24 protein-coding genes and 1 riboswitch are annotated in these 21,469 nt (G+C 66.8%); of the genes, 19 read left to right on the plus strand and 5 right to left on the minus strand.

Annotation, left to right across the window (positions count from 1 at the left end; all coding sequences use genetic code 11):
* Positions 1 to 269: 269 nt before the first annotated feature.
* A riboswitch (TPP riboswitch) is annotated at positions 270 to 386 on the plus strand.
* 90 nt (positions 387 to 476) lie between these two features.
* From thiC to HNQ66_RS16355, 5 genes are read left to right on the plus strand one after another with little or no spacing between them, the layout of a single operon-like run.
* Positions 477 to 2,288 carry a phosphomethylpyrimidine synthase ThiC gene (thiC, locus tag HNQ66_RS16335; RefSeq protein ID WP_184145238.1) on the plus strand — a complete coding sequence of 604 codons (1,812 nt, stop codon included), beginning with the start codon at positions 477 to 479 and terminating at the stop codon, positions 2,286 to 2,288.
* A 2-nt stretch (positions 2,289 to 2,290) separates the two neighbouring features.
* Positions 2,291 to 3,265 (plus strand): glycine oxidase ThiO, encoded by a 975-nt coding sequence (gene thiO / locus HNQ66_RS16340; protein WP_184145239.1) that lies wholly within the window; start codon positions 2,291 to 2,293, stop codon positions 3,263 to 3,265.
* Positions 3,262 to 3,459 carry a sulfur carrier protein ThiS gene (gene thiS / locus HNQ66_RS16345; RefSeq protein ID WP_184145240.1) on the plus strand — a complete coding sequence of 66 codons (198 nt, stop codon included), beginning with the start codon at positions 3,262 to 3,264 and terminating at the stop codon, positions 3,457 to 3,459. Before thiO ends, thiS begins: the two co-directional genes overlap by 4 nt.
* 1 nt (position 3,460) lies before the next feature.
* Positions 3,461 to 4,234 carry a thiazole synthase gene (locus HNQ66_RS16350; RefSeq protein ID WP_184145241.1) on the plus strand — a complete coding sequence of 258 codons (774 nt, stop codon included), beginning with the start codon at positions 3,461 to 3,463 and terminating at the stop codon, positions 4,232 to 4,234.
* Positions 4,231 to 4,836: a thiamine phosphate synthase gene (locus HNQ66_RS16355; protein ID WP_184145242.1), complete on the plus strand. Its 606-nt coding sequence runs from the start codon at positions 4,231 to 4,233 to the stop codon at positions 4,834 to 4,836. Before HNQ66_RS16350 ends, HNQ66_RS16355 begins: the two co-directional genes overlap by 4 nt.
* Here HNQ66_RS16355 and HNQ66_RS16360 read toward each other — a convergent pair whose 3' ends face one another.
* Both HNQ66_RS16360 and HNQ66_RS16365 read right to left on the minus strand, forming a co-directional pair.
* On the minus strand, positions 4,837 to 5,670 hold the full coding sequence (locus HNQ66_RS16360) for an amidohydrolase family protein (protein WP_184145243.1): 834 nt from the start codon (positions 5,668 to 5,670) through the stop codon (positions 4,837 to 4,839).
* 58 nt (positions 5,671 to 5,728) lie between these two features.
* Positions 5,729 to 6,520 (minus strand): IclR family transcriptional regulator, encoded by a 792-nt coding sequence (locus HNQ66_RS16365; protein ID WP_343059530.1) that lies wholly within the window; start codon positions 6,518 to 6,520, stop codon positions 5,729 to 5,731.
* A gap of 155 nt (positions 6,521 to 6,675) precedes the next feature.
* Here HNQ66_RS16365 and HNQ66_RS16370 point away from each other — a divergent pair, with 155 nt between their 5' ends.
* Positions 6,676 to 7,953: an L-fuconate dehydratase gene (locus HNQ66_RS16370; protein ID WP_184145245.1), complete on the plus strand. Its 1,278-nt coding sequence runs from the start codon at positions 6,676 to 6,678 to the stop codon at positions 7,951 to 7,953.
* Between the two features lie 7 nt (positions 7,954 to 7,960).
* Here HNQ66_RS16370 and tsaA read toward each other — a convergent pair whose 3' ends face one another.
* Complete coding sequence (tsaA, locus tag HNQ66_RS16375) at positions 7,961 to 8,455, minus strand: tRNA (N6-threonylcarbamoyladenosine(37)-N6)-methyltransferase TrmO (protein WP_184145246.1); 495 nt, start codon at positions 8,453 to 8,455, stop codon at positions 7,961 to 7,963.
* Between the two features lie 129 nt (positions 8,456 to 8,584).
* Between tsaA and HNQ66_RS16380 the strand changes: the two genes are divergently transcribed.
* On the plus strand, positions 8,585 to 9,133 hold the full coding sequence (locus tag HNQ66_RS16380) for a PadR family transcriptional regulator (RefSeq protein WP_246434331.1): 549 nt from the start codon (positions 8,585 to 8,587) through the stop codon (positions 9,131 to 9,133).
* Positions 9,133 to 9,417 (plus strand): DUF2218 domain-containing protein, encoded by a 285-nt coding sequence (locus HNQ66_RS16385; RefSeq protein WP_184145248.1) that lies wholly within the window; start codon positions 9,133 to 9,135, stop codon positions 9,415 to 9,417. Before HNQ66_RS16380 ends, HNQ66_RS16385 begins: the two co-directional genes overlap by 1 nt.
* Here HNQ66_RS16385 and HNQ66_RS16390 read toward each other — a convergent pair whose 3' ends face one another.
* Entirely contained in the window at positions 9,418 to 10,299 is an 882-nt protein-coding gene (locus HNQ66_RS16390) for a helix-turn-helix domain-containing protein (RefSeq protein ID WP_184145249.1), read from the minus strand.
* A 93-nt stretch (positions 10,300 to 10,392) separates the two neighbouring features.
* On the opposite strand from HNQ66_RS16390, the gene HNQ66_RS16395 reads away from it, so the two are divergent.
* The 9 genes from HNQ66_RS16395 (at position 10,393) to hpaI (ending at position 19,509) form a co-directional block, all read left to right on the plus strand.
* On the plus strand, positions 10,393 to 11,952 hold the full coding sequence (locus tag HNQ66_RS16395; RefSeq protein ID WP_184145250.1) for a 4-hydroxyphenylacetate 3-hydroxylase N-terminal domain-containing protein: 1,560 nt from the start codon (positions 10,393 to 10,395) through the stop codon (positions 11,950 to 11,952).
* Positions 11,953 to 11,962: 10 nt separating this feature from the next.
* A complete protein-coding gene (locus HNQ66_RS16400; RefSeq protein WP_184145251.1) occupies positions 11,963 to 12,475 on the plus strand; it encodes a flavin reductase in 513 nt (170 codons plus the stop codon).
* A gap of 78 nt (positions 12,476 to 12,553) precedes the next feature.
* Positions 12,554 to 12,940, plus strand: coding sequence for a 5-carboxymethyl-2-hydroxymuconate Delta-isomerase (locus HNQ66_RS16405; RefSeq protein ID WP_184145252.1), 387 nt, complete (start codon positions 12,554 to 12,556; stop codon positions 12,938 to 12,940).
* A 9-nt stretch (positions 12,941 to 12,949) separates the two neighbouring features.
* Positions 12,950 to 14,467 carry a 5-carboxymethyl-2-hydroxymuconate semialdehyde dehydrogenase gene (gene hpaE, locus HNQ66_RS16410; RefSeq protein ID WP_184145253.1) on the plus strand — a complete coding sequence of 506 codons (1,518 nt, stop codon included), beginning with the start codon at positions 12,950 to 12,952 and terminating at the stop codon, positions 14,465 to 14,467.
* A gap of 89 nt (positions 14,468 to 14,556) precedes the next feature.
* The gene (gene hpaD / locus HNQ66_RS16415; protein ID WP_184145254.1) at positions 14,557 to 15,537 is read left to right on the plus strand and encodes a 3,4-dihydroxyphenylacetate 2,3-dioxygenase; all 981 of its coding nucleotides are present in this window, start codon (positions 14,557 to 14,559) and stop codon (positions 15,535 to 15,537) included.
* 61 nt (positions 15,538 to 15,598) lie between these two features.
* Positions 15,599 to 17,005, plus strand: coding sequence for a pyridoxal phosphate-dependent decarboxylase family protein (locus tag HNQ66_RS16420; protein WP_184145255.1), 1,407 nt, complete (start codon positions 15,599 to 15,601; stop codon positions 17,003 to 17,005).
* Positions 17,006 to 17,015: 10 nt separating this feature from the next.
* Entirely contained in the window at positions 17,016 to 17,894 is an 879-nt protein-coding gene (locus HNQ66_RS16425) for a fumarylacetoacetate hydrolase family protein (protein WP_184145256.1), read from the plus strand.
* Positions 17,891 to 18,694, plus strand: coding sequence for a 2-oxo-hept-4-ene-1,7-dioate hydratase (gene hpaH, locus HNQ66_RS16430; protein ID WP_184145257.1), 804 nt, complete (start codon positions 17,891 to 17,893; stop codon positions 18,692 to 18,694). Before HNQ66_RS16425 ends, hpaH begins: the two co-directional genes overlap by 4 nt.
* A gap of 8 nt (positions 18,695 to 18,702) precedes the next feature.
* On the plus strand, positions 18,703 to 19,509 hold the full coding sequence (gene hpaI, locus HNQ66_RS16435; protein ID WP_184145258.1) for a 4-hydroxy-2-oxoheptanedioate aldolase: 807 nt from the start codon (positions 18,703 to 18,705) through the stop codon (positions 19,507 to 19,509).
* A 1-nt stretch (position 19,510) separates the two neighbouring features.
* Here the strand turns inward: hpaI and hpaR are convergent, their stop codons facing one another.
* Complete coding sequence (hpaR, locus tag HNQ66_RS16440) at positions 19,511 to 20,014, minus strand: homoprotocatechuate degradation operon regulator HpaR (RefSeq protein WP_184145259.1); 504 nt, start codon at positions 20,012 to 20,014, stop codon at positions 19,511 to 19,513.
* 128 nt (positions 20,015 to 20,142) lie between these two features.
* Between hpaR and HNQ66_RS16445 the strand changes: the two genes are divergently transcribed.
* Positions 20,143 to 20,850, plus strand: coding sequence for a fumarylacetoacetate hydrolase family protein (locus HNQ66_RS16445; RefSeq protein ID WP_184145260.1), 708 nt, complete (start codon positions 20,143 to 20,145; stop codon positions 20,848 to 20,850).
* 130 nt (positions 20,851 to 20,980) lie between these two features.
* Positions 20,981 to 21,424, plus strand: a complete 444-nt coding sequence (locus tag HNQ66_RS16450) for a pseudoazurin (RefSeq protein ID WP_184145261.1) — start codon at positions 20,981 to 20,983, stop codon at positions 21,422 to 21,424.
* Positions 21,425 to 21,469 lie beyond the last annotated feature (45 nt).

Here is a 21,469-nt window from a genome sequence, read left to right on the forward strand (position 1 = left end):
AAGCCCGCCAAACTCGTCCTCATCGCAATAGCAAGGCGCCTGCTCGTCACGCTCAATGCCGCTATCAGGGACAACAAACCAGTGCGTACTTGACACCACAAACACAGTTGCTCGGGCTTGACCCGAGGATGACGAAGGAGAAGGTGTCAGGCAGGGCGAGATTCGGCTGTTGTTTCAGCTACATGTCATCGGCATGCGGCGCAAAAATGTAAGTACATACTTACTTATTTTTCTCCGTTGACAAATCCCCTCGCAGCGTTTTTGCTTACCGCATTCACCAGGGGGGTCCCGACAAGGGGCTGAGATACTGCTGGCATCCGCAGCGCAGTGACCCGTTGAACCTGATCCAGTTCATACTGGCGTAGGGACGGTGCAAGCGCTGTGAGGGCAATCCGTGAACCGGATTGCACATCGGCGTCCTTCCATCATTCCGGCTCTAGGACTGGGTCTCCAACTGCAAACTTGGAGCCTCACCGATGAACATTGCCGCCCAGAAACTCACCCCGACCGTCACGACGGGCCCCCTGCCCGCCTCGCGGAAGATCCACATTCCCGGCGATCTGCACCCGGACATCCGCGTGCCGATGCGCGAGATCGCCCTGCATCCGACCTCCGGCGAGCCGCCCGTCACCGTCTACGACGCCTCCGGTCCCTACACCGATCCCGCCCATGCCGTTGCCATCGATGCCGGCCTGCCGCGCCTTCGCGAAGGCTGGATCGCCGCCCGCGGCGACACCGAGGCCTATGACGGCCGCCATGTCCGCCCGGAGGACAACGGCTTTGCCACCGGCGAGCGGCTGACGCCGGAATTCCCGGTCCGCAACCGCCCGCGCCGCGCGAAGGACGGCCGGGCCGTAACGCAGCTCGCCTATGCCCGCGCCGGCATCGTCACGCCGGAGATGGAGTTCATCGCCATCCGCGAAAACCTCGGCCGCAAGGCCGCGAAGGAGGCGCTTGCCCGCGACGGCGAGAGTTTCGGCGCGCACATTCCCGATTTCGTGACGCCGGACTTCGTCCGCCAGGAGGTCGCGAGCGGACGGGCGGTCATCCCCGCCAACGTCAACCACCCGGAAGCCGAGCCGATGATCATCGGCCGGAATTTCCTGGTGAAGATCAACGCCAATATCGGCAATTCCGCCGTCACCTCCTCCATGGCGGAGGAGGTGGAGAAGATGGTCTGGGCGATCCGCTGGGGCGCCGACACGGTCATGGACCTTTCGACCGGCCGCAACATCCACAATATCCGCGAATGGATCGTCCGCAACTCGCCGGTCCCCATCGGCACCGTGCCGCTCTACCAGGCGCTGGAAAAGGTGAACGGCATCGCCGAGAACCTCACCTGGGAGGTCTTCCGCGACACGCTGATCGAGCAGGCCGAGCAGGGCGTCGACTATTTCACCATCCATGCCGGCGTGCGGCTGCACTACATTCCGCTGACCGTGAACCGCGTCACCGGCATCGTCTCGCGCGGCGGCTCGATCATGGCCAAGTGGTGTCTGCACCACCACCGCGAGAGCTTCCTCTACGAGCACTTTGAAGAAATCTGCGACATCTGCCGCGCCTACGACGTCTCCTTCTCGCTCGGCGACGGCCTTCGCCCCGGCTCCATCGCCGATGCCAACGATGCCGCGCAGTTCGCCGAACTCGAAACGCTGGGCGAACTGACGCAGATCGCATGGGCGAAGGATTGCCAGGTCATGATCGAAGGCCCCGGCCATGTGCCGATGCACAAGATCAAGGAGAACATGGACAAGCAGCTTGCGACCTGCGGCGAGGCGCCGTTCTACACGCTCGGGCCGCTGACGACGGACATCGCCCCCGGCTACGACCACATCACCTCCGGCATCGGCGCGGCGATGATCGGCTGGTTCGGCACGGCGATGCTCTGCTACGTCACGCCGAAGGAGCATCTCGGCCTGCCCGACCGCGACGACGTGAAGGTGGGCGTCATCACCTACAAGATCGCCGCCCATGCCGCCGATCTCGCCAAGGGCCATCCGGCGGCAAAAATCCGCGACGACGCGCTGTCGCGCGCCCGCTTCGAGTTCCGCTGGGAGGACCAGTTCAACCTCTCGCTCGACCCGGAGACGGCGCGCGCCTTCCACGACGAGACGCTGCCGAAGGAGGCGCACAAGGTCGCGCATTTCTGCTCCATGTGCGGGCCGAAATTCTGCTCCATGCGCATCTCGCACGATATCCGCGCCGAGGCGCAGAAGGAGGGGCTGGAGGTGATGGCCGCCAGGTTCCGCGAGGGCGGCGAGCTCTACATGCCGCTTGCGGGGGAATGACCATGCGCATTCTCGTCAAGGGCGCCGGCGTCGCCGGCCTGACGGTCGCCTGGCAGCTCTACCGCCACGGCTTCGACGTCACCATCGCCGAGTGCAACGCGGCGGCGGGCCTCGGCGCCTCCGGCTATGCCGGCGGCATGCTGGCGCCGTGGTGCGAGCGGGAGAGCGCGGAGGAACCCGTCCTCACGCTCGGCCGCCGCGCCGCCGACTGGTGGGAGGCGGCGCTTCCCGGCCATGTGCAGCGGCAGGGAACGCTGGTGGTCGCGGGCGGGCGCGATGCCGGCGAGCTCGACCGCTTCGCCGGCCGCACGAGCGGCTGGCAATGGCTGGACGAAGCGGGCATCGCCGCGCTGGAGCCGGACCTTGCCGGCCGCTTCCGCCGGGCGCTGTTCTTCCGCGACGAAGCCCATCTCGATCCGCGACAGGCGCTGGCGGCGCTGACGGCGGGACTGGAGGAGGCACGCATGCGCGTCCTCTTCGCCGGCGCGGAGGAGACCGGCGAATACGACCGCATCGTCGATTGCACCGGCGCGGCGCAGATCGGCCGTCTCCCCGGGCTTCGCGGCGTGCGCGGCGAGATGCTGGCATTGGAAACCGGCGAGATCACCCTTTCCCGCCCCGTGCGCCTCCTGCATCCGCGCCACCCGATCTACATCGTGCCGCGCGGGAAAGGTCGCTTCATGGTGGGCGCGACGATGATCGAGAGCGACGATGCCGGCCCCGTCACCGCCCGCTCGCTGATGGAGCTGCTGAATGCCGCCTATGCCCTGCATCCTGCCTTCGGTGAGGCACGGCTTACGGAAACGGGCGCCGGCATTCGCCCGGCGTTTCCCGACAACCTGCCGCGCGTGACGGAGGCGGGGCATACCCTCCATGTCAACGGCCTCTACCGCCACGGCTTCCTGCTCGCGCCCGCCATGGCCGGGGAGGTCGCGCGGCGTCTGCTTGCCGAACAACCGGAAAGGAAAGCCTCATGACCCTGATCGTCAACGGCGAGGAACAGGAGATCGCCGCCGCTACGCTCGCCGACCTCCTCTCGGCCCTCGACTACGAGGGCGAATGGCTGGCAACGGCAGTGAACGGCGAACTCGTCCACCGCGAGGACCGCGCCGCCTTCACGCTCGGCGAAAGCGACCGCATCGAAATCCTCTCGCCCATGCAGGGAGGCTGAGATGCTGAAGCTCTACGATACATGGGTGGAATCGCGCCTGCTGCTCGGCACCGCCCGCTATCCTTCCCCCGCCATCCTTGCCGAGGCGGTGCGGCGCGCAAAGGCGGAAATCGTTACCGTGTCGCTCCGCCGCGAGACGGCGGGCGGCAAGGCGGGCGGGGCGTTCTTCGACCTCGTCGGTGACCTCGGCGTGCGGGTCCTGCCCAACACCGCCGGCTGCCACAGCGTACGGGAGGCAGTGCTGACGGCGAAGATGGCGCGGGAGGTCTTCCGCACGGACTGGATCAAGCTGGAGGTGATCGGCCATCACGATACGCTCCAGCCGGATGTCTTCGGCCTCGTCGATGCGGCGCGCATCCTGACCGGCGAGGGGTTCCAGGTCTTCCCCTATACGACCGACGACCTCGTCGTCGCCGAAAAGCTGCTGGAGGCCGGCTGCAAGGTGCTGATGCCCTGGTGCGCGCCGATCGGCTCGGCCATGGGGCCGGTGAACCCGGCGGCGCTGAAAGCCTTCCGGGCGCATTTCCCGGATGTGCCGCTGATCGTCGATGCCGGCGTCGGCCGCCCGTCCCATGCCAATACCGTCATGGAACTCGGCTACGATGCCGTGCTGCTCAACACCGCCGTCGCCGGGGCCGGCGATCCCGCCACGATGGCCGAGGCCTTCGCGCTGGCCATCGAGGCCGGACGGCTGGCGCACAAGGCCGTGCCGCTCGAGCCGCGCGACATGGCCGTCCCCTCCACCCCCGTCATCGGAAAGGCCGTCTTCGCATGACGCTCGATCCCTTCTATCTCATCGTCGACAGCGCCGGCTGGATCGACCGCCTCGTGCCGCTCGGCGTGAAGCTCGTGCAGCTTCGCATGAAGGACCTGCCGGAGGCGCACCTGCGCGCCGAGATCCGCCGCGCGAAAGCCACCTGCGCCGCCCACGGCTGCCAGCTCGTCGTCAACGACTACTGGCGGATCGCCGTCGAAGAGGGCTGCGACTTCGTGCATCTGGGACAGGAGGACCTTGCGGCGGCCGACGTCGCCGCCATCCGCGCCGCCGGCATGAAGCTCGGCCTTTCCACCCACGACGAAGCGGAGCTCGCAACCGCGCTTGCCGCAAGCCCCGACTACGTCGCCCTCGGCCCCGTCTGGCCGACGATCCTCAAGAAGATGAAATGGGCGCCGCAGGGCGTGGAAAGGCTGAAGGTGTGGAAGGCGCGCATCGCGCCGCTTCCGCTTGTCGCCATCGGCGGGCTCAACCCGGAGCGCCTTTCCGCCGTCTTCGGGAACGGCGCCGACAGCGCCGCCGTGGTGACGGACATCACGCGGAGCGCCGAGCCGGAGGCGCGCACCCGCGAATGGATCGCCCGGACGGCCCGCTGGCGCTGATCACACCTTCCAGAGCCGGCGGGCGTTTTCCGAAAGCACGCGGCGCTTTTCCTCCAGGCTGACGCCGGAGAGCAGCGCCTGCGTCGCGCCAACCCAGGTGGAAAGCCCGCCGCCGAGCGTGCAGACCGGCCAGTCGCTGCCCCAGACCATGCGGCCGAAGCCGAAGCTCTCCGCCACATGGGCGAAATAGGGCTTGAGGTCCTCCAGCGTCCAGTCCTCCGCGCCATAGGCCGGGATGCCGGAGAGCTTTACCGTCACGTTCGGCCGGCGGGCGATCTCGGCGAGCGGCCCCTTCCAGACATCGAAGCCGCCGCCCTTGATGTCCGGCACACCGCAATGGTCGAGCACGAAGGAGACGTCGGGGGAAAGATCGGCAAGCGCAATGGCCTTCTCGATCTGGTGCGGCAGCACGCAGAGATCGAAATTGAGGCCGGTGCCCGCAAGCCGCCGGATGTTCTCGCGGAAGAGCGCGCCTCCGGAAACGTCGTCCGGCACAACATGCAGCACGCGGCGGAAGCCGCGCACGAAGGGATCGGCAAGGGCCGTTTCGAGATAGGCGGGAAAATCCGGCGATTCCGGCCGGCAGGAGGCGATGGCGCCGGCAAGGAGGCTCCCCGCCTCCTTCGAAAGCGCCTCCACCATCGCCGTCTCGCGCGCCATGTCCGCTTCCGCGACGTCCACCTCCATGTGCAGCGCCGCGACGATGCCGAGCCGGCGCGCCTCCCGCGCATAGGTCTCGTGGGTGAAATCGGCGTCGAGCGGCGGCGTGCCGGCCAGCCACGGATAGGACAGCCGGTCGCGATAGATGAGATGCAGGTGGGTGTCGACGATCATGCGGCGGGTCTCCTCGGGCGGCAGACTGGCACAGAAGAATGAGCCGTTCAAATACGAATTACGCGTCACCTTCTACGGTGAAGCCCGCGCCGGTCATGTCCGAAAGGCGCGCGGTCGCCTGCGTCACGAGCTGGATGGCAGCGGAGATGTCGGGCGCGCCCGGCGTGTTGATCAGCGTGATATAGGGCACGGTCAGCGCCGCGATCGCCGTGCCGTCCGCCCCGCGCACGGGGGCGGAAAGGTTGATGACGCCGGCCGTCTGCGCGCTCGGCATCATCTCGTAGCCGCGGGTGCGGATGAGATCGAGCCGCGCGGAAAATTCCGCCGTCATGCGCCCGTCCGCGCCGCCTTCGCCGGCATGCTCGGCGATCATGCGGGCGCGCTCCACCTCCGGGCGGAAGGCGAGCAGCACATGGCCGGAGCCCGTATCGAAAAGGCCGATGCGCGAGCCGACGCGGATGGAGATGCCCCAGTAGCCGGGTGCCTCTTGCTGGGCGATGACCACCGGATTGCCGCGGTCGAAGACCACGAGCTGGTTCGCCTGCCGGCAGGCTTCGGCAAGCTCGCGCATCACCGGCACGGCGAAGGAGACGAGCCTGCGCACCGGCGCATGGAGCTGAGCGAGGCCGAAGAGCTTCAGCGTCAGGGTGAAGCGGTCGCCGTCGATGCGGGTGACGTAGCCGCGCTTCACCAGCCGGTCGAGCATGCGGTAGAATTCGTTCGGGCTGCGGGCGAGGCGCTTGGCGATCTCCGCCTGCGTCAGGCCGCCGTCGACGCCCGCCAAGAGCTCGAGGATGTCGAGCCCCTTGTCCAGCGCCGGGGCGCGGTAGCGCTCGTTCTCTTCCTCCACGGTCCATCCTCTTTTGAACGGCGCCATTCATAGGCGCAGAAGCCGCCGGGCGGCAAGCCGGAAGCGGCATTTGCCCTTGACGAAAGCATGCTTTTCACTTGTATATAAATGAAATGCTCACTCATGAGCAAGAACCTTGCTTCAGGGGCCTTCCCATGACCACGATCACCAGCCTGCGCTCGGTCGACCTGCGCTTTCCCACCTCGCAGAGCCTCGACGGCTCGGACGCCATGAACCCGGACCCGGACTATTCGGCCGCCTATGTCGTGCTCGGCACGGACAGGCCGGGGCTGGAGGGCCACGGCCTCACCTTCACCATCGGCCGCGGCAACGAGATCTGCTGCGCCGCCATCGAGGCGATGAAGCACCTGGTGGTCGGCCTCGACCTTGCCGAGGTGAGGAAAAACCCCGGCGCCTTCTGGCGGCATGTGACGAGCGACAGCCAGTTGCGCTGGATCGGCCCGGACAAGGGCGCGATGCACCTTGCGACGGGCGCCGTGGTCAACGCCGTCTGGGACCTCCTCGCCAAGGAGGCCGGCAAACCTATCTGGCGCCTCGTCGCCGAGATGAGCCCGGAAGAAATCCTCTCCATCGTCGACTTCCGCTACCTCACCGACGCGCTGACGCCGGAAGAGGCGCTCGCCATCCTCAAGAAGGCCGAGGCAGGCAAGGCGGAGCGCATCGCGACGCTCGAGAAGGAGGGCTATCCCTGCTACACGACCTCGGCCGGCTGGCTCGGCTATGACGACGAGAAGCTGCGCCGGCTCTGCCGCGAGGCGGTCGAGGAAGGCTTCACCCATATCAAGATGAAGGTCGGCCGCGACCTCGAGGACGACAAGCGCCGCCTTGCCATCGCCCGCGAGGTGATCGGCGACGGGCGCACGCTGATGATCGACGCCAACCAGATCTGGGAGGTCGGGCAGGCGATCGACTGGGTGAGGGCCTTGCAGCCCTACAAGCCCTTCTTCATCGAGGAGCCGACGAGCCCGGACGACATCGCCGGCCACAGGGCGATCCGCGAGGCCGTCCATCCCGTGAAGGTGGCGACCGGGGAGATGTGCCAGAACCGCATCGTCTTCAAGCAGATGATCGCCGGCGGGGCCATCGATATCGTGCAGATCGACGCCTGCCGCATGGGCGGGCTCAACGAGGTTCTGGCCGTGCTGCTGATGGCCGCGAAATACGGCCTGCCCGTCTGGCCCCATGCCGGCGGCGTCGGCCTTTGCGAATATGTGCAGCACCTTTCGATGATCGACTATGTCGCCGTTTCCGGCACGAAGGACGGCCGGGTGATCGAATATGTCGACCACCTGCACGAGCACTTCCTCGATCCCTGCCGCATCGAGAACGCCGCCTATATGCCGCCCGTCCGGCCCGGCTTTTCCATCGAGATGAGGCCGGAATCGATCGCCGCCTACACGTTCCGGCCCTGAGCGGAGCCTAAACGCCGGTCTGGAAATCACCGGGCTGGGGCGGGGCGATGGGCTTGAAGAGCGTGCGGTCCGGCTTGAGGTCGAGGAGCGGCGTGCCGTCGAGGCAATCGAGGCCGCGCACGAAGAGGCGATTGCCCTCCACCCTCTCCAGAAGCACGATGGAGGTGCCGATCGGGTTCGGCCGCACGGGCGAGCGCAGCGCGAAGGTGCCATGCACCTTGCCGCTCGAGGCCGGGCTTTGCAGCACGAGGTCGCGGCGCGACTGGTGCAGCCAGTAAAGCACCTCCAGCCGCTCGAAACGCTCGATGCCCGCGAGCGCCTGCACCCACGGCTCGAAAATCTCGATCTCACAGATAGGCCCGTCAGGACGCCCCTGCCGCGGCGTTTCCATGCGCGAGGTCCAGGGCGTCGAAATCCGCCCGATGAAGATTAGCTGCGCATCCGCCGGCTCCGGCGCGGTAACCGCCACCTCGTTCTCGCGGATTTCGTTCAGCCGGACCATGCGTGTCTCCATCGCTATATTCATGTGAATACGACGATAGCGGCCTCCGGACTCTTTTGAAAGATATAAATCTCGATATATCTTGAATTCCGTTATATCGAGATTTATATCGGAACCATGAGACACAGAATGGGATGCGGCCCTCACCGCCACTTTTCACCGCCCGACGACCGTTCGGGTCCCTTCCATCACGGCCACGGCCGAGGCGGACGCCACCGCGGGCGGCTGTTCGACTACGGCGAACTGCGCCTCCTGCTACTGGCCATCATCGCCGACGCGCCGAGCCACGGCTATGAACTGATCAAGACCGTCGAGGAACGCTTCGGCGGCAGCTACAGCCCCAGCCCCGGCGTCATCTACCCGACGCTCTCCTGGCTGGACGACATGGGCTATGCCGTGATCGAGCCGGCCGAAGGCGGGCGCAAGCGCTACCGCATCACGCAGGAAGGCAAGGCCTTCCTCGACGCCAACCGCGCCGCCATCGACGAGCTCATGGCGCGGGCGGGCGGGCGCGGCCCCGGCCGGCGCGAGGGCGTACCCGCCCCCGTCGTGCGCGCCATGGAGAACCTGAAGCTCGCCATGCGGCTGCGGCTGCGGCAGGGGGACGTCAGCGAGGAAGCGGCCGAAGCCATCGCCGCAGCGCTCGACCTTGCCGCCCGGACCGTGGCGAAAAGCTGATGGTGAGAAGCGAGACCGCCATCGGCACCGAACAGGCGAGCCGCTACCTGCAACAGCTCTGCAAGCACTTCGCACACAAGATTCCCGCCACCTTCGACGAGCATGCAGGTCATGTTTCCTTCAAGGTCGGCGAATGCCGGCTCAAGGCGGAGGACGCCACGCTCCATATTCTGCTGGAAGCACCGGGCGCGGAAGACATGGAACAGTTGAAGGACGTCGTCATCCGCCATCTCGTCCGCTTCGCCTTCCGCGAGGAACTGACCGCTAACTGGCAGGATGCCTGATCAGAGGGCGCCGGCGGCTTCCGAATGCTGCCGGCGCCAATCCGTCGGGGAGGAGCCCGTCCGCCTGCGGAAGAAGCGGGAGAAATAGGCGGGGTCCTCGAAACCGGTCTCCCGGCCGATATCCTCGACCGGGCGGATGGTGAAGCGCAAGAGGCGCTTGGCCTCCAGCAGGCGCCGCTCCAGAACCATGTCCTTCACCGTCTGGCCGAACACCGTGCGCGCCGCCTTGTCGAGCAGATGCGGCGTCGTCGCCAGGATCTCGACATAGCGGCCGACCGGCCAGTCCTCGCGATAGTGCCGGTCGATGGCCCGGCGCAGCTCCAGCCCGAGCGCGACGGCGGGAGACGCCGCCTCGAAGCCGGCCGTTCCGCCGAGCCGCGCCATCAGCGACAGCACCACGCCGACGAGCCCGGCAAGCAGCCGCTCGCTCGCCGCCGCCCCGCCGCGGTATTCCTCCATCACCATGTCGAGCAGGCTGCCGAGCCGCGCCCAGCCCGGCGCATCCGCGGCGCCGCAGAGCATCGCCGGCACGTCGAGCGCAAGGTCCACCTGCGGCGCCATGGCCCGCAGGAGATCGTCGGAGACCGAGACGACGATGGCGTCCGATTGCTCGCCGACATCGAAGCCATGCACGACGTTGCTCGGCACGAAGCTGACGGCGGGAGCGGAAAAATTCCAAGTGCGGTCTTCGACCTGATAGCGCCCCTCGCCCTTGAACCAGTAGGTGATCTGGCCCATCAGCGGATGCTTGTGCGGCGCGACACGGCCGAAATGCACGCTCCTGCGCTCCATCACCGTCTCGACATGCAGGAAGCCGACGTCGAGCGCGCGGCTCGGCTCGCCGTAGACGAAGAAGGCGGGAACGTCGGCGCGGGCAATCATGCCGGAAAAAGTACCAGCGAATTGCCCCGTTTGTCCATGGCGGCCGCAGCATCGCCGACTTAGCATTCGTCAGAATTCTGAGGAGGATGCAGCATGCGTGCGGAAGACCATCGCAGCGACAAGACCCGGCCGTTCACCGGCGCCGAATATCTCGCGAGCCTTCGCGACGGGCGGGAAGTCTATATCAACGGCGAGCGCATCGCCGACGTCACCAGCCACCCCTCCATGCGCAATTCGGCCCGCTCCATCGCCCGCATGTACGATGCGCTGCACGATCCGAAGCGTAAGGAAATGCTTACATCGCCGACCGACACCGGCTCCGGCGGCTACACGCACAAATATTTCCGCGTCGCCCATTCCGCCGCCGATCTTGTCGGCCAGCAGGGCGCCATCGCCGACTGGGCGCGCATGTCCTATGGCTGGATGGGCCGCACGGCGGATTACAAGGCCGCCCTCATGAACACGCTCGGGGCGAATGCCGACTGGTATGGCCCCTTTAAGGACAATGCGCTTTCCTGGCACAGGCGCGCGCAGGAAAGCGTGCTCTTCATGAACCACGCCATCGTCAACCCGCCGATCGACCGCCACAAGCCGGCCGATGCGGTAAAGGACGTCTTCGTCCACATCACGAAGGAAACCGACGCCGGCATTTTTGTCTCCGGCGCCAAGGTCGTCGCCACCTCCTCGGCGCTGACGCATTACAACTTCCTCGCCCAGAGCTCGGCGACCGTCACCGAGGACCCGTCGCTCTCCGTCATGTTCATCCTGCCGATGAATGCGCCGGGCGTAAAAATGTTCTGCCGCGTCTCCTACGAGCAGACGGCCAATGCCGCGGGCCATCCCTTCGACTACCCGCTCTCCTCGCGCTTCGACGAGAACGACGCGATCCTCGTGCTCGACAATGTCTTCATCCCCTGGGAGGACGTGCTGGTGCTGCGCGATGCGGCGAAGATCCTCTCCTTCCACCCGGCCTCCGGCTTCATGCACGGCTATTGCTTCCAGGGCTGCACGCGCCTTGCGGTGAAGATGGACTTCCTCGCCGGCCTCCTCGCGAAAGCCCTGCGCGCCACCGGGGGCGACGCCTTCCGCGGCAACCAGGCGATGCTCGGCGAGGTGATCGCCATCCGCCACCAGTTCTGGGCCTTCTCCAACGCCATGGCCTACAACCCGATCCCCTGGGCGAACGGCGCGGTGCTGCCGAACCTCGAAGCCGCGCTCTGCTACCGCACCTTCATGTCGGAGGCCTATCCGAAGGTCATCGACATCGTGCGCCGCACGGTGGCCTCGGGCCTCATCTATCTGCCTTCCTCGGCGAAGGACTTCGCCAATCCCGAGATCGACCGCTACCTCGCGCAATATGTCCGCGGCTCGAACGACATGGGCCATATCGAGCGCATCAAGATCATGAAGCTGCTGTGGGATGCGACCGGCACGGAATTCGGCGGCCGTCACGCGCTTTACGAGCTCAACTATGCCGGCGCGCCGGAGGAGGTGCGCCTTCAGGTGCTGAAGGGCGCCGAGCGCGGCGGGCGGCTGAAGGAGATGGAAGCCCTCGTCGACCAGTGCATGGCCGATTACGACGAGACCGGCTGGACGGGCGACACCTGGCTGCCGCCGCTCGGCGACGATGCCCTGCGCGATGCGGCCGAATGAAGGCCGCACGATGGACAGCAACGTCTCCCGGACCGAATTCCGCAACGCGATGGCGCGGGTCTGCGCACCGGTCAACGTGATCACCACCAAGGGCGCGGCCGGGCGCGGCGGCTTCACCGCGACCGCCATGTGCTCGGTGACCGACGAGCCGCCGACGCTGCTCGTCTGCATGAACAGCCGCTCGGCCCAGACGGGCCTCTTCATCGAGAACGGCCGCTTCTGCGTCAACGTGCTGACGCAGGAGCACAAGGGCCTCGCCGCCTCCTTCGCGGGCCGCGAGGCCGACATGGAGGCGCGCTACGGCGAAGCCGAATGGCTGGACCTTGCCTCCGGCAACCAGGCGCTTGCCGATGCCATCGTCTCCTTCGACTGCCGGCTGACGGAAGCCCGGCTGGTGGGTACCCACAATATCCTCATCGGCGAGGTGATGGACATCCGCTGCCGGCGTGATGGCCACGCGCTCCTCTATTTCGACCGCAACTACGTGCATGTGCCGACGCAGGCAGGCAGTTTCGGCGGATAGGACAAGGCCGCAGGAGCCTCTTGACAAGCGCCTTTCTATTTAACATGTTAAATAAAGAATTGCGTGCCGGGAGGAACCATGCCGCATCTCACCGTCGAATATTCGGCCAATCTGGAAGGCCGCACCGATCTTGACGCGCTCTGTGCCGCGCTGCTGGAAACGGTGCTGGAAACCGGCCTCTTCGAGGTCGGCGCCGTGCGGGTGCGGGCACTTCGTGCCGACCACTACGCGATTGCCGACCGCCTGCCGGAAAACGCCTTCATCGACCTCAACCTGCGCATCGGCAAGGGCCGGAGCGCGGAGGAGAAAAAGCGCGCCGGCGAGGCGCTCTTTGCCACGGCCGGAAGGCTGCTCGCCCCTCTCTTCGAAACGCCGCACTTCGCGCTCTCGCTCGAAATCCGCGAGATCGACGCGGAACTGAGCTGGAAGAAGAACGCCATCCATCCGCGCCTGCGCGGCAAGTAAGGAAACACCATGTCGAAACTTCAGGAAAACATCGCCAGGGCGGAGGCCTATCTTGCCCGCTTCAAGGAGAAGGGCGTCTTGAACCGCATCGCCGGCGAGGACGCCGCGGCGGCGGACGGCGCGACCTTCGAGACCATCTCTCCCGTCGACCTGAAGCCGCTCGCGACCGTCGCGAAAGGCACCGCCGCCGATATCGACCGCGCGGCGAAGGCCGCGAAGGCCGCCTTCGCCGACTGGGCCGCCATGCCCGGCGCCGCCCGCAAGAAGCTGCTGCACAAGATCGCCGATGCCATCGTGGCGCGGGCGGAGGAGATCGCCTTCGTCGAATGCATGGATACGGGGCAGTCGCTGCGCTTCATGGCGAAGGCCGCGCTGCGCGGGGCGGAGAACTTCCGCTTCTTCGCCGACCGTGCGCCGGAGGCCCGCGACGGCAGGACGCTGCGCACCGAAACCCAGGTCAACATGACGACCCGCGTGCCGATCGGCCCGGTCGGCATCATCACGCCCTGGAACACGCCCTTCATGCTCTCGACGTGGAAGATCGCCCCGGCGCTCGCCGCCGGCTGCACCATCGTCCACAAGCCGGCCGAATTCTCGCCGCTGACGGCGCGCCTGCTCATCGAGATCGCCGAGGAGGCGGGCCTGCCGAAGGGCGTGTGGAACCTCGTCAACGGTTTCGGCGAGGACGCCGGCAAGGCGCTCACCGAGCATCCGCTGATCAAGGCCATCGGCTTCGTCGGCGAAAGCCGCACCGGCTCGATGATCATGAAGCAGGGCGCCGACACGCTGAAGCGCGTGCATTTCGAGCTCGGCGGCAAGAACCCCGTCGTCGTCTTCGCCGATGCGGACCTCGAGCGGGCGGCGGACGCCGCCGTCTTCATGATCTATTCGCTGAACGGCGAGCGCTGCACGTCCTCATCGCGCCTCCTGGTGGAAGAGAGCATCTACGGGAAATTCACCGCCCTCGTCGCTGAAAAGGCAAGCCGCATCAAGGTCGGCCATCCGCTCGATCCGGAAACCGTCGTCGGCCCGCTGATCCATCCGGTGCATGAGAAGAAGGTGCTCGACTATATCGAGATCGGCCGCAAGGAGGGCGCGACGGTCGCGGCGGGCGGCGGGAAATTCGCAGGTCCCGGCGGCGGCTGCTATGTTCACCCGACCCTCTTCACCGGCGCGACCAACACCATGCGCATCGCGCAGGAAGAGATCTTCGGCCCCGTCTTGACGGCCATTCCCTTCAGGGACGAGGCGGAGGCGCTGGCGCTTGCCAACGACGTCCAGTACGGCCTCACCGGCTATCTGTGGACCGCCGACGTCACGCGCGCCTTCCGCTTCACCGATCATCTCGACGCGGGCATGATCTGGGTGAACTCGGAGAACGTGCGCCACCTGCCGACGCCCTTCGGCGGCGTCAAGAATTCCGGCATCGGCCGCGACGGCGGTGACTGGTCCTTCGACTTCTACATGGAGACGAAGAACATCGCCTTCGCCACGAGCGCCCACGCGATTCCAAAGCTTGGCGGCTGAAGCCGCCGGCCCGAAACTCGGCGGCCGATCGCCGCCGCCCACAGACTGCGCCCGCACTCGCCCGCCGAGGCGGGCTTGAGGAGGACCCCATGCCCGTACCCCAGCCCAATCTCTACCCGCCGTTCAACATCGTGCGGCTCAGCCATGTCGAATTCGGCGTCACCGACCTTGCGAAATCCCGCGCCTTCTATGTCGACACGCTCGGTCTGCAGGTGACGGACGAGACGGCCGACACGATCTATCTGCGCGCCATGGAAGAGCGCGGCCACCATTGCATCGTGCTCCGGAAATGCGACAGGCCGGAAGCGCGCGACCTCGGCTTCAAGGTCTTCGACGACGGCGACCTCGACAAGGCCGCGCATTTCTTCAAGGGCAAGGACCTGCCGGTGGAATGGGTCGAGCGCCCCTATCAGGGCCGCACCTTCCGCACGCGCGACCCGATGGGCATTCCGCTTGAATTCTACACGAAGATGGACCGCCTACCGCCGATCCACCAGAAATATGCGCTCTATCGCGGCGTCAAGCCGCTGCGCATCGATCATTTCAACTGCTTCTCGCCGGATGTCGACGCCTCCGTCGCCTTCTACAACGAGCTCGGCTTCCGCGTGACGGAGTACACGCAGGACGAGGAGAGCGGCAGGCTCTGGGCCGCCTGGACGCACCGCAAGGGCGGCGTGCACGACATCGCCTTCACCAACGGCCGCGGCCCGCGCCTCCACCACACCGCCTTCTGGGTGCCGACGCCGCTCAACATCATCGACCTGCTCGACCTGATGGCGACGACCGGCTGGGTCTCCAACATCGAGCGCGGCCCCGGCCGCCACGGCATCTCCAACGCCTTCTTCCTCTATATCCTCGATCCGGACGGCCACCGCATCGAGATCTACTGCTCGGACTACCAGACGGTGGACCCGGACCTCGAACCCATCAAGTGGGACCTCAAGGACCCACAGCGCCAGACGCTCTGGGGCGCGCCGGCGCCGAAATCCTGGTTCGAGCACGGCAGCCTATTCGCCGGCACGGCGGTCTCGGATTCGCAGCTCAAGGCCCAGCCGATCATCGCGCCCTGAAACGCATTGCAAATCCCCGGCCGAGCGCCGAGAACAGGGCAATGCCTGAAGGGAGCAAGACATGGACAGCGAAGAATTCCGCAAGTGGTCGCAAACCGCCGCCGACTGGGGCGCCGACTACCGGGCGGGCCTGCGCGAGCGGCCGGTGCGCGCCCGGACGAAGCCGGGCGACATCGCCCGGCAGATCGCCGACGCCGCCCCGGAAGCGGGCGAGGCCATGGAGGCGATCTTCGCCGATTTCGAGCGCATCGTTCCCGATGGGCTCACCCATTGGCAGCATCCGCGCTTCTTCGCCTATTTCCCGGCCAATGCCGCGCCGGTCTCGGTGATCGCGGACTACCTCGTCACCGCCGTCGCCGCCCAGTGCATGCTCTGGCAGACCTCGCCGGCGGCGACGGAACTGGAAACCCGCACCGTCGACTGGCTGCGCCGGGCGCTCGACCTGCCGGAGGGCTTTGCCGGCGTCATCCAGGATTCGGCCTCCACCGCGACGCTCGCCGCCGTACTGGTGATGCGCGAAAAGGCGCTTTCCTGGAAGGGCAACAGCGAGGGGCTGGCGGCGCACAAGGTCGTGCGCGTCTATGCCTCGAAACAGGTCCACACCTCCATCGACCGGGCGATCTGGATCGCCGGCATCGGCGAGGCGAACCTCGTGCGCATCCCGACGAAGGGCCCCCTCAACGGCATGGACCCGGAGGCGCTCGACGCCGCGATCAAGGCGGACCTTGCGGCCGGCTACATCCCGGCCGGGGTCATCGCCTGCACCGGCGGCACTTCGATCGGCGCCTGCGACCCGATCCGCGCGGTCGCCGAAGTCGCGAAGGCGCATGGGCTTTACCTGCATGTGGACGCGGCATGGGCCGGTTCGGCGATGATCTGCCCGGAATTCCGCACGCTCTGGGACGGCATCGAGGCGGCCGATTCCATCGTCTTCAACCCGCACAAATGGCTGGGGGCGAATTTCGACTGCTCGGTGCAGTTCATCAGGAACCCCGAGGACCAGGTACGTACGCTGGCCATCCAGCCGGAATACCTGAAGACCCACGGCCATGACGGCATCGTCAACTATTCCGAATGGTCCGTGCCGCTCGGCCGGCGCTTCCGCGCACTGAAGCTCTGGTTCCTGATGCGCTACCACGGCCTCGAGGGCTTGCGCGCGATGATCCGCAACCATGTGAAATGGTCGGAGGAACTCGCCGGGCGGCTTGCCGCCGAACCGGACTTCGAGATCGTCAGCGCGCCGGTGCTCTCGCTCTTCTCCTTCCGCCACAAGAGCGGCGAGGATGCCGACGCGCACAACATCGCCCTCGTCAACGCCATCAACGACGACGGCCGCATCTATCTCACGCAAACCCGCGTCGACGGGCGCATCGCCATCCGCTTCCAGGCCGGCCAGTTCGAGATGACGCGCGACGACGCCGACACCGCCTTCACGGCGATCACCGAGATCGCCCGCAGACCGACTTAAGGAGACCGCCATGGCCGAACGGCCCCGCCTCGCCGGCTTTTCCCATCAGGGTATCCTGAAATACGGCCTCGTCCGGGACGGCATCGTCGACCTTTCCGCCCGCTACGGCGCGCGCTGGCCGAGCCTGCGCGAGGTGATCGAGGCGGGGGCGCTCGTGACGCTGGCGGAAGAGGCCGCAGCGCTTCCGGCAGACCATGCGCTCGAGGATATCACCTACGAGATCCCGGTCCCCGCGCCGGAGAAGATCATCTGCGTCGGCGTCAACTTCCCGGACCGCAACGAGGAGTACAAGGACGGGCAGGCCGCGCCCGCCAATCCGTCGCTCTTCATCCGCTTCCCGCGCTCCTTCACCGGCCACGGCCGGCCGCTGGTCCGCCCGCCGGAAAGCCCGCAGCTCGACTACGAGGGCGAGATCGCCATCGTCATCGGCAAGGGCGGCCGCCGCATAGCGGAGGCCGATGCGCTCGATCACATCGCAGCGCTCACCCTTTGCAACGAAGGCACCATCCGCGACTGGGTGCGCCATGCCAAGTTCAACGTCACGCAGGGCAAGAACTTCGACGCGACGGGCTCCATCGGCCCCTGGCTGGTGCCCTTCACCGATGAAGGCCAGATCGCCGACATCGCGCTCGAAACCCGCGTCAACGGCGAGGTGCGCCAGAGCGACCGCACGGGCCGCATGATCTTCTCCTTCCGCAGGATCGTCAATTACATCTCCACCTTCACGACGCTGGTGCCGGGCGACGTCATCGTCTGCGGCACGCCGACGGGGGCGGGCGCGCGCTTCGACCCGCCGGTCTGGCTAAAGCCGGGCGACGTGGTGGAGATCGAGGCCGAGGGCATCGGCCTTCTCCGCAACACCATCGCCGACGAGGTTTTCCGACCATGATGACGCCAGACGACATCCGCGCCGCCGCCCAGAGCCTCGACGAGGCCGAGCGCACCCGCATCCAGACCGGCCTCCTCTCGCTCAAGCACCCGGCCATTACCATGGACGACGCCTATGCGATCCAGGGCGCCTGGGTGAAAAAGAAGATCGCCGACGGCCGCCGCGTGATCGGCTGGAAGATCGGCCTCACCTCCAAGGCCATGCAATATGCGCTGAACATCGACATTCCCGATTCCGGCGTGCTCTTCGACGACATGGTCTTCGAGGACGGCGCGACGGTTCCGGCCGGCCGCTTCATCCAGCCGCGCGTCGAGGCGGAGATCGCCTTCGTCATGAAGGCCCCGCTCAAGGGGCCCGGCGTCACCGTCTTCGACGTCCTGAACGCCACGGACTACGTCACCCCGGCGCTGGAAATCCTCGACACGCGCATCCTGCGCGTCGACCCGGAGACGAAGAAGGCGCGCACCATCTTCGACACGATCTCCGACAATGCCGCCAATGCCGGCATCGTCACGGGAGGGCGCGCCGTCAGGCCCGACGAGATCGACATGCGCTGGATGGGCGCCATCGTCAGCCGCAACGCCGAGGTGGAGGAAACCGGCCTCGGCGCCGGCGTGCTCAACCAGCCGGCCCGCGGCGTCGCTTGGCTCGCCAACCGTCTCGCACAATATGGCGACGGCATCGAGGCGGGGCAGATCGTGCTCGCCGGCTCGTTCATCCGCCCCGTCGAGGCTCGCCACGGCGATACCATCGTCGCCGACTTCGGGCCTTACGGCTCCGTCAGCCTGTTCTTCGCATAGGAGGTCCCATGCCCGCCCCGAAAAACCGCTTCAAGCAGGCGCTGAAGGACGGCCGTGCGCAGATCGGCCTCTGGCAGGCGCTCGCCAGTCCCTACACGGTCGAGATCTGCGCCGAGGCGGGCTACGACTGGCTGCTGCTCGACGCCGAGCACGCGCCGAACGACGTGCCGCTGCTCGTCTCCCAGCTCCAGGCGATGAAGGGCTCGGCCAGCCACGCCGTCATCCGCCCGCCCATCGGCGAGACGTGGATCGTCAAGCAGCTCCTCGACATCGGCGCGCAGACGCTGCTGGTCCCCATGGTCGACAGCAAGGCGATGGCGGACGCGATGGTGAAGGCCGTGCGCTATCCGCCGCATGGCGTGCGCGGCGTCGGCGCGGCGCTCGCAAGGGCCTCGGCCTTCAACCGCACGGCGGACTATCTCCAGACGGCCAATGACGAAATCTGCCTGCTCCTGCAGGTGGAAAGCCGCGCCGGGCTTGCCGCGCTCGACGACATCGCCGGCACGGAAGGCGTCGACGGCGTCTTCATCGGCCCGGCCGACCTTGCCGCCGACATGGGTTTCCTCGGCAAGCCCGGCGCGCCGGAGGTGCAGGCGGAAGTCGAGAAGGCGCTTCGGAAAATCCAGGCGCACGGCAAGGCGGCGGGCATCCTCACCGGCGATCTCGGCCTTGCGAAACGCTATCTGGAGCTCGGCGCCACCTTCGTCGCCATCGGCAACGACGTGACGTTGCTCGCCAACGCGACGACGAAGCTGCTCTCGGATTTCAAGGCGGCCGAGCCGGCGACGGCGCCGGGCACCGCCAGGGTCTACTGACCTATTCCTCGCCGCCGCCCTTGCCTTCCAGCTTGAGGGCGGCGAGCTCCTCCAGCATGTCGAGCAGGTCTTCGACACGGCCCGCGCCGAAGCGCGCATCGATATCCGCATAGACCCGGCGGGAATCGGGCATGACCTCCTGGATCACCCTCTGGCCGGCCGGCGCAAGCGCCAGCAGCACCCGCCGCCCGTCGTCCTTGTCCTTGTGCCGCGTGATGAGGCCGCGTTCCTCCAGCGAGCGCAGCATGCGCGTCAGGCTCGGCGCGAGGATGAACGCCTTTTCCGCCACTTCCGAGGCGTCGAGCATGCCCGCCTCCGACAGCACGCGCAGCACGCGCCATTGCTGCTCGGTCACGTCGTGGTCGGCAAGGATCGGCCGGAAATGGCTCATCACCGCCTCGCGCGCCTTCAAAAGGCCGATCGCCAGCGAGCGCCGGCGTTCGCGCGGCGGGCTGTCCTTCGTCTTTTCGGGAGAGGTCGTGTCCTGCGGGGCGTCGTTCGTCATCCTGTTTCTATCCGCGATTTTCGCCGCCCGCGCAATCGAAAGGCGGCAGGGAGCGGAAGAACGGATCGCCTGCCGCCCGCCGGCATGCTAGCCTCCCGCCGAAATCCAGCCAACGGAAGTGCAGCCCCATGACGCATGACAATACCGACCGCCGCTACGTCCTCGCCCCCGCGCCCGTTCCCACCCTTGCCGTCGAGGGGAGCGACGCGCTCTTCCCGGTGCACCGTATCTACTGCGTCGGCCGCAACTTCGCCGACCATGCCATCGAGATGGGGCACGATCCGGACAAGGAGCCGCCCTTCTTCTTCCATAAGAACCCGGACACACTGGTGCGGCCGGAGGAGGGCTTCCCCTATCCGCCGGCAAGCAGGGACGTGCATTACGAGGTCGAGCTCGTCGTGGCGCTCCGCGAAGGCGGCAGCGACATTCCCGTCGAGCGCGCGCTGGACTGCGTCTACGGCTATGCCGTCGGCCTCGACATGACGCGCCGCGACCTGCAGGCCGAGGCCAAGAAGCTCGGCCGGCCGTGGGAGATCGCCAAGGCCTTCGAGCGGTCGGCACCCTGCGGCCCCATCCATCCCGTCGCCGGCATCGGCCATCCGAACAACGGCGCGATCCGCCTCGACGTCAACGGCCAGCGCCGGCAGGACGGCAATCTCGACCAGATGATCTGGAAGGTGCCGGAGATGATCGCCTATCTCTCCCGCCTCTTCACGCTGGCACCCGGCGACCTCATCTTCTCCGGCACGCCGGCGGGCGTCGGCGCGGTCGAGCGGGGCGACGTGATGCACGCGCATATCGACGGGCTCGGCGGCATCACCGTCGCCGTCGTGTGAAGCGATGCCTGCGACAGGACGCCACGCACGGGTACCCTCCTTATTTGATTAAAGTCAAAGAACGGGAAGGGCTGCGGGTCTACCTCCTTGGTCATGAACGAGTGGCGTTCGTGAGCAAGGAGAATACCCCATGCGTAGCATAGTAAAGAGCATCGTCGGCGCGGCAGCCTTCCTGGCACTGGCCCTTCCGGCAGCGGCAGCCGATTTCGAAGTGCACATGCTGAACAAGGGCGCCGAGGGCGCCATGGTGTTCGAGCCGCCCTTCGTGAAGGTGGCCCCCGGCGACACGGTGACCTTCATTCCCACCGACAAGGGTCATAATGTCGAGACGATCAAGGACATGATCCCCGACGGCGCGGAAGCCTTCAAGAGCAAGATGAACGAGACCTACAAGGTCACCTTCGACAAGGCCGGCGCCTATGGCGTCAAGTGCACACCGCATGCCGGCATGGGCATGGTCGGCCTCGTGATCGTCGGCGATGCGCCGGCCAACCTCGACGCCGTCAAGACCGCCAAGCTGCCGAAGAAGGCACGCGAGCGCATGGATGCGGCAATCGCCGCGGCCGGCCTCTGAAATTCCCCCTTTCGGGGCAGGGTGGAAAACCCGGGGCGGCTTGCC

This window comes from Shinella fusca (assembly GCF_014203155.1).
In the GTDB taxonomy this organism is placed as follows: domain Bacteria; phylum Pseudomonadota; class Alphaproteobacteria; order Rhizobiales; family Rhizobiaceae; genus Shinella; species Shinella fusca.